This window comes from Mobilicoccus pelagius NBRC 104925, from assembly GCF_000247995.1.
Lineage (GTDB): Bacteria > Actinomycetota > Actinomycetes > Actinomycetales > Dermatophilaceae > Mobilicoccus > Mobilicoccus pelagius.
This window is the reverse complement of the sequence record NZ_BAFE01000014.1, coordinates 1-6933: the sequence shown is the minus strand read 5'-3', so window position 1 is coordinate 6933 and position 6933 is coordinate 1. Positions and strand designations below refer to the sequence as shown.

At 65.8% G+C, this 6933-nt stretch carries 4 protein-coding genes; 1 reads left to right on the top strand and 3 read right to left on the bottom strand.

Annotated elements, in window-relative coordinates; genetic code table 11:
- Positions 1-283: DNA-processing protein DprA (locus MOPEL_RS16425; protein WP_174270578.1), on the top strand; the 283-nt coding region annotated here is incomplete at its 5' end.
- A 21-nt stretch (positions 284-304) separates the two neighbouring features.
- Here the strand turns inward: MOPEL_RS16425 and MOPEL_RS03075 are convergent.
- From MOPEL_RS03075 to MOPEL_RS03065, 3 genes are all read right to left on the bottom strand, one after another.
- Positions 305-2773 (bottom strand): S8 family peptidase, encoded by a 2469-nt coding sequence (locus tag MOPEL_RS03075; protein WP_245544698.1) that lies wholly within the window; start codon positions 2771-2773, stop codon positions 305-307.
- 140 nt (positions 2774-2913) lie between these two features.
- Positions 2914-3870: an AAA family ATPase gene (locus MOPEL_RS03070; RefSeq protein ID WP_009481393.1), complete on the bottom strand. Its 957-nt coding sequence runs from the start codon at positions 3868-3870 to the stop codon at positions 2914-2916.
- A gap of 118 nt (positions 3871-3988) precedes the next feature.
- Positions 3989-6933, bottom strand: a 2945-nt coding sequence (locus tag MOPEL_RS03065) for an AAA family ATPase (RefSeq protein ID WP_009481392.1), incomplete at its 5' end; no start/stop codon positions are given.

The following is a 6933-nucleotide window of genomic DNA, read 5'->3' as shown; positions in this document are numbered from 1 at the left end:
AGCGACTGTCGTTGTCGAGGCCGGAGCTCGCTCAGGATCAATGAAGGTGGCAGAGCGAGCCCAAGAGTTGGGGCGGATTGTTGGCGCGGTACCCGGTCCGGTGACCAGCGCAACAAGCGCAGGGCCGCACCGCCTGCTGCGCGACAAGGACTGCGCTGTCATCACCGATGCTGCTGACCTCTACCGCGCGTTGGAGACCCGCGACGTCGAGCGCGGGAGTTCTGCATCTCTGTTGATGCCTGAACGCACAGTCAGCAGCGCTTGGGAAATGCGGCAGCTGTAGGCCGCGCTGTCTCAGACCGCGCTACGGGCGGATGCGATCACGGGCACGCTCGCGCGCGCGGAGTCGCAGTCTGTCGCGAACTTCATCGTGGATCGTATTTGATGTCTGTTCGGCAGTCTCTGCCGACACGACCAGCGCATATCGGATGGTGTTACCGGCACGGAGTCGTTGGGCATCGTCCATGCACTCGACGTGGATAGGGAAGGCATCGCCATCTACGAAAGACATCGAGCGGGTGCCCTGCACGATCTCGTGTTGAAGGCTGCCTCGTCGCACGGCGTTGTGCTCTGCATCGGTTCGGTCTCCACCCGCCAGGGTTGTGTCTGGCGTGCTGAAGTAGACCTTGGCGCTGCGGTACCGAGTGAGCTGGCCGACCGTTGGAGCCATGAATGCCAGCGTGATGGTGAAGCGGTGCCATTCCGCTTTCGCTCGGAGTGAGGGAGGCAGTGGGAAGCCGTAAGTATGGCGCTCGTTCCGTGCGATTTGACCGCCGGCAACGAGGACGGCTCGGTTGGATGCGGCTTCGCCGAGTCTGCTGAGGTCGAGGCGACCGTAGCCGAGCAGAGCCGTCAGCTGCCGCCGAGCGTCCTGGCCATTGAGACCAAGATCGTTGCGCAGGCTGTTCTCCCAGGCGCCCCAGCTGCTTGCATGGGCAAGGAGGGCACGCACGAGCAACGGGTGGTATTGCGGATCAGGAAGCGGTGCGTCTTCGGGGTCGCGGTTGTCGGACTCAAGGAGGTCAAACAGCCTGCTGGCTTCACGCGTGACGAGCGCGGTCGCGTTACTGGTGCCGTTCGTGAACACCGTGCTGTTGGTAGCACCGCCTCGTCCCGGAGCGGCCACCTGCAAGCCGGGTCCCGTCGCGGCGGTATGAGCCAGGCCGACGGCAACGTCAGTCTGACCGGGCAGGACGATGGGGCGCGTGTAGAGGGCGCGACCTCCGGAGTGATGAAGGTCCGGCTTGACCGACCGATCGACACCGGGCCCAACAGACCCATAGTGTGCGGGAGCGTCCGGGTGGGTGATGTCCCATACCGTGTCCGGAACCTCGATCTCACCGAGGCCGTCTGAGTGCGTGGCGCCGACGGTGAGGGCGTTCAGGGCGTCGCCGGGCGGAAGGATGCCGCGCAGCAGCGCCGTCTCGAAGCCGGCCCGCATTGCAGCCAGGCGAGCGGCCTCGGTGTCGTGCGCGGCAGCGGCGGGGATCGTGAACTCGTCGGTGTGGTTGCCCGCGCTGACGACGAACAGCAGATTGTACGAGTGGGCGAGCCAGTCCAGCAGGCGCCCGACGGGGCTCATTCGGCGCGTGAGTGCTCGCGTCTGCGCGCCAATGGACAGGTTCACAACACGGACGCTGGGCGCTGCGGCAGGTTGGTTCCCCTCGCCTTTCACAATCCGTCTGATTGCGCGGTGAAGGACGTCGGTGAGCAGACGATTTGGGACTACCTGCTCGTGCCCAGGCATGGACTCGTGGGGCTGCAGGATCGGTCGTACGTAGAGCGGACGATCAAGCGGTGGACCGCCATCAGTGAGGTCGCCGTGAATGATGAGTGACGCCATGGCGGTTCCGTGGTGGCGCGCCGCGACGGGGTAGTTCTCACCGATCTCATCGGGGTCATCGATCGAGAGCCGACCTTGGAGCGCGTCGTGGTTGGTGAACGGCAGCCCGTCGAGCAGCGCGATCCGAGGCTTGCCTTCGATTCTGTCGCTGCGAGCAAGTTGGGTTTGAGCAACTGGCTCAAGCGTCCCTGGCGCAACGCTCATCGGGGTGAAGGGGCTGACGAACATGACGTCATCAGTCGTGAGGAGCCGAATGGCCGAAGCTCCGTTGGTCAACACGGACTGGACCTGCTGGATCGGGAGTTCAGCCAGGAGCGCGTGGTACTCGATCTCTCCGATCTGCGAGCGATCCAAGACTCGACCGGCGCTGGAAGTGATGACTTCCTCGACGTGCGCCTCGGCAGCCGCACGCTGGGCGGCATCACGCCTGTGCCAGAGTTCGACTTCGACGAGGACGGTGCTGACCGACTGGCCGACCATGCTGAGAGTCTCTTCCCAGCGCTCTCGTAGACCAGTCTCACGGATGCGATCCTCAGCGCCCCACCGACGTATCGCTGTCAGTTGCTGGAAGGCCGTCTTGAACTTGCCGAGCCCGTGCTCGAACGACGCGGACGGGTCGGCCTGCCATTGAGCGAAGAGGCGGAGTAGTTCGTCGATCGCTTTGGTGTTGGACATGACCAGGTACAGCGAGTGCGTGACGCGCTTGTCTGTCCGTCCAGCTTCACGCTCCGTCATGTGGAAATCGTCGTCTGGGTCAGATTGATCCCCGAGAAGCTCAGACAGAAACTCCAGGCCATCGATCCGGTTGATTGCGTTGCGGAAGTCCTTGATGCTTCCCGCCAGATCAAACACGACCACGAGTGCGGGGTCGATCTCCTCTGGGGTGTCTGCGCTCAGACGGGCACGTTCGGCTTCGAAAGCTGCGGCCAAGTCCCTGAACTGAGGAGTCAGTCGTTCACCTTGTCGCCCGGCGCCCGGCTTTGCCAGGCGTGGAAGATCACGCGGCGTCTGAGTAGGCCGCGCCACAACCTCCGCTGGTCCGAACGCGAGGAGCGGTTTACGCTCAACCGTCACCCTGCCGCCTGACCTCGGCGGTGTTCAAGCCGTTCTTGCACGATCCGGCGGATGTTGTCATCCGGGAGTTCCAGCACTGCACGGCGGCGCACATCAAGTGCGAACTCTTCCAACTCGGCGAAACTCGCCCCGGCCAACTTGTCGGCGAGCGTCCGAGGAGCGAAACCGAGGTCGCCTCCGAGTCGTTCAGCAAGACGTTCGAGGAATCGCGTCGCCTGTGCGCGGCTAGGAGCTCCCAACTCCGTCCGAATCTGGAACCGTCTCCATGCCGCCCGATCCAGCAGCTCGCCGTGGTTGGTTGCGCCAATGAAGATCACGTGGGGTGGCAGTCTGTCGATTTGGAGCAGCAGTGTCGAAACCACCCGCTTGATCTCGCCGGTCTCGTGCTCGTCCGCTCGCTCCTTGGCGATGGTGTCCAGTTCGTCGAAGAACAGCACGCAACGGCGAGTCCGCGCGAACTCAAACGCGTTGTCAAGCCGTGCGGCCGTTTCCCCGAGGAAGCTCGACATCACACCTTCGTAGCGGATCACGTAGAAGGGAAGCATCAGCTCTGCCGCGATCGCTTCCGCCACGCTCGTCTTGCCGTTTCCAGGCGGACCGGACAGCAGAAGGCGGTTGCGCGGCTCAATACCGTAACTACGCAGGAGCTCCGCGCGCTTCTGCTCCTCGATCAGTTCGGTAACGACGCGCTGCGGGACCGGCGCAAGTTCCAGTTCATGCAGCCGACGGTTCGGTACGACCTCATGCACGAGATCGCGGATCGCCGCTGCTCGGTCGTCACGGACGGGTCCCTGCCCCGTCGTTGTGATGAGTTGCGAGAGCCGATCAGCGAGAAGATGATGCTGGTTGGCGCGCTCTTCGGCGATGACGGACTCAACCAACACCTTGAAGCGTTCCCGATCACCGCGGCGTTCGGCCTCGACGAGGTCTAGGAGTAGATCAGCGCGCGCCATCGTCCCGCCTCCTTCAGCCGTGTGTCGTCATGTGGGTTCAAGTCTACTGGCGTGTGGCTCCGAGGCTACTTGGCCGCGCCGACATTTGACCGTCCGCACCCTGGAGCCGCCACTGGCCTTACAGTGCCCGCGACGGACCGCCCCTTGACGGGCTCCGAGCCACATGAGCATCATCCGGGACTTCAGCGGCGACTCGCGCTTTGTCGAGCGCGGCGCGCGCCCTCGCGGCATCGATCGTCTGGGCGGCCGACTCGGGTGGCGCGCCGAGAGGCGTGTCGTCGATGACGCGGTAGCGGTCTCGGTAGGCGGCGATCGCGCGTGCGGACTTGCGCCAGGCTGCGGCTCGTCGTCGGTCGTTGGGCGGCGTTCCAAGAGCCTTCGTCCACGGTGCGCACTCGGTCAGGGCGTCGTCGAGTACGGCCTCAGCGCGCGCCTCGATCAGCGCCTCTCGCTCGTCGAGGGCTGCTCGCATCTCGGCGTCGATGACGCCGTGTGTCTGTGGGAGGAGGCCCGCGATGAGTCGCGATGGCTTGCGGGTCCGGCCTGATCCTGCGGGACGTGCGGTCGCCCGCTCGACCCGGTAGTGGAGGACGGCGGCGATGTCTTCGGCGTCACCGAATCCGCGCACGGCCACGAGGCGCGGCAGGAGGGCATCGACATCGTGATGGTTGGCCTCGGCTCGGCGAAGTTCAGCCGTGAGCGGGCCGAACGCCTCGGACTCGATGGCACTCTCGGCCTGTTCGTGGGTGAGCCCAGAGTTGCGAATGAGGGTGGCCCAGCGGTCGTGTTGGGCCGCTGCGGCGATGGTCTCGTACTCGGCGGCGAGCTGAGCGATCGAGCCCCACTGCTCCTGCTCGGCCACGATGGTCTCGTGCGCCGAGAGTTCGGCCCCGCTGTGCTGCAGAACGCCGTACAGCACGCTCCGCGCAGTGGCATGTGGGTCATCACCAGGGTGTGGCTGCGCGTGGTCGTCGGCGCGGTCGAGAGTCACGTAGGCGTGGTTTGCGTGCCGTCCTCGGGTCATCGCGACGTAGAAGGTCTCTCTCGTCGAGGTCGGTTCGACCAGGACGTGCGCGGTGTCCGTCGTGACGCCTTGCGCGCGGTACGCGGTGACTGCGTAGCCGAGATCGACATGCTCGGCCACGTACGACGTTGGAAGCACGATACTGCCGCCGAACCTGCGTCCACGCCTGCGAGCCCTGATGGTTCCGTCGTCGCGCACAGTGGTGCCGGTCCCGTAGTCGCGCGCGATGGTGATGGTCCCGTCGTCGCCGACGGCGGTGACGGTCCAGATGTCACCGTTGCGCACCCAGTCCCGCCCGGCCAGGGTGCGGAGGTTCCTGTTGTTCTGTCGCGTGATGATGGTGTCGCCGACGCCTGCGGCGGTGCCGTCGCGCAGCTCGACCTCGCGGTCGGGGTTCAGCGTCTTGTTGAGGATCAGGTCGGCACGGGCGCGACCGTTCAGCGTGGTCACGTCCTCATGGGTCTCGGCGATCAGCACCGAGACGAGTCCGGCGTCCCGGTCGGCGCGCCATGCGTTGTAGGCGGCATCGGTCATGGCCTCGCCGTCGCCGTCGGTGATGCGCTCGTGGCTGAGGTAGGTGTCGATGGCTTGGGTACGTCCGTGGCGTAGCTCGAGTGAGGCGGTCTTCTCCCAGGCGTGTGCGAAGCGGTGAACGTCGACCAGTTCGGGTCTGTTCGCTCTGTCTCTGGCGATCATCGCGAACGCTCCGCCGGCGTCTACGGATTGCAGTTGGGCGTAGTCGCCGACCAGTAGCAGCTTCGCGCCCGCGTCCTGGGCGAGGTGGGTGATGCGGTCCAGGGACAGGGTGCCGGCGAGGGAGGCTTGGTCGATGATGACGAGCTGGCCCGCTTCGAAGGTGGTGCCGTGGATGAGGTGGTTCTGCCACCACTTCGCCGTGTTCTCGGTCGCGATTCCGAGGTCGTCGGCGAGGACCTGTGCGGCGACCGCTGACGGGGCGAGGCCGACGACCGAGCCGGGCCCGTGTTCGGCTTCCCATGCGCGGCGGAGTGCGTTCATGGCGGTGGTCTTGCCCGCCCCGGCGGGGCCGACGAGAACATCGAGGAGGCGTCCTGACACCGCGATGCGGGTCAGGGCGTCGGCTTGGTCGTCGCCGAGCATCCGGCCATCCGCGTCGGGGTTGCGCGTGATCTTCTCGACCGTCGTGAGCGGCACAGTCGGCGCGCTGAGGTTGGCGGCGCGTTCGAGGAGCCTGTCCTCGGCCGCGAGCTGGGACTCGGAGGTGAACACGGTCGAGCTCTTCGGCCGGAACACTGAGGTGCCGTCGGGGCGACGGAACACAACGGGCGAGGTGGCGAGTTCAGGTGGCGTCAGGCGGAGCGAGACGAGCTCGGCGGCGTCGGCGACCATCGCGACGATGGCTTCCCGGTCCTGAATGGTGGCGAACCGCCAGCCCATCGTCTCCCGGGATGCCTCGGCCATGAGATTCCAGCGTCGCCAGGTCGAGCGCTTCTCACCGACCACCTCGACCACTGAACGCCCAATCTCGCCGATCACGTCGAGTGGCACATCGTCCGCGCGCAGGAGCAGCGGCTTGTCGTTGTCGGTGACCTCGCGTGCCCACGTTGTCGCGTCCCGCCCCAGCGTCTTCGTGGCGCGCTCCCGCCACTCGGCGGTCAGGTCAGCCAAGGATCGGACCTGCTTCTCGGGGCGGGTCGCGAGTGTGGCTTGGGCTCGGAGTTTCATGATGGCTGCCGGTGTCGGGCGTCGTCCGTGCGCTGCGACGTACTCGGCGATGAGGCGGTCGGTCTCGACATCGATGTGACGGGCGCGTGTGGAGAACTCGGCGATCAGTTCCTCTGGCACGCCGGTGATCGCCCACGCTGGGTTCCGGTCGCGGCCCATCTCGCGCGCCTCCCAGGAGACGCCGAAGGTGCGCGTCATGTGGTCGGCGAACACGGCTTCGTGTAGTTCGGACAGCGCCACGACGGCGGCGTGCATCGGTCTGCCGTCAAGCGAGCGCCATTTCCCGTCGAGGACGGTCTTGGCCTTGTTGCTGATGACGACGTGCGTGTGGAGGT

What these genes read in the sequence shown, in the direction of transcription:
- MOPEL_RS03070 (WP_009481393.1), bottom strand. Translation starts at nt 3,870, where the DNA reads ATGGCGCGCGCTGATCTACTCCTAGACCTCGTCGAGGCCGAACGCCGC.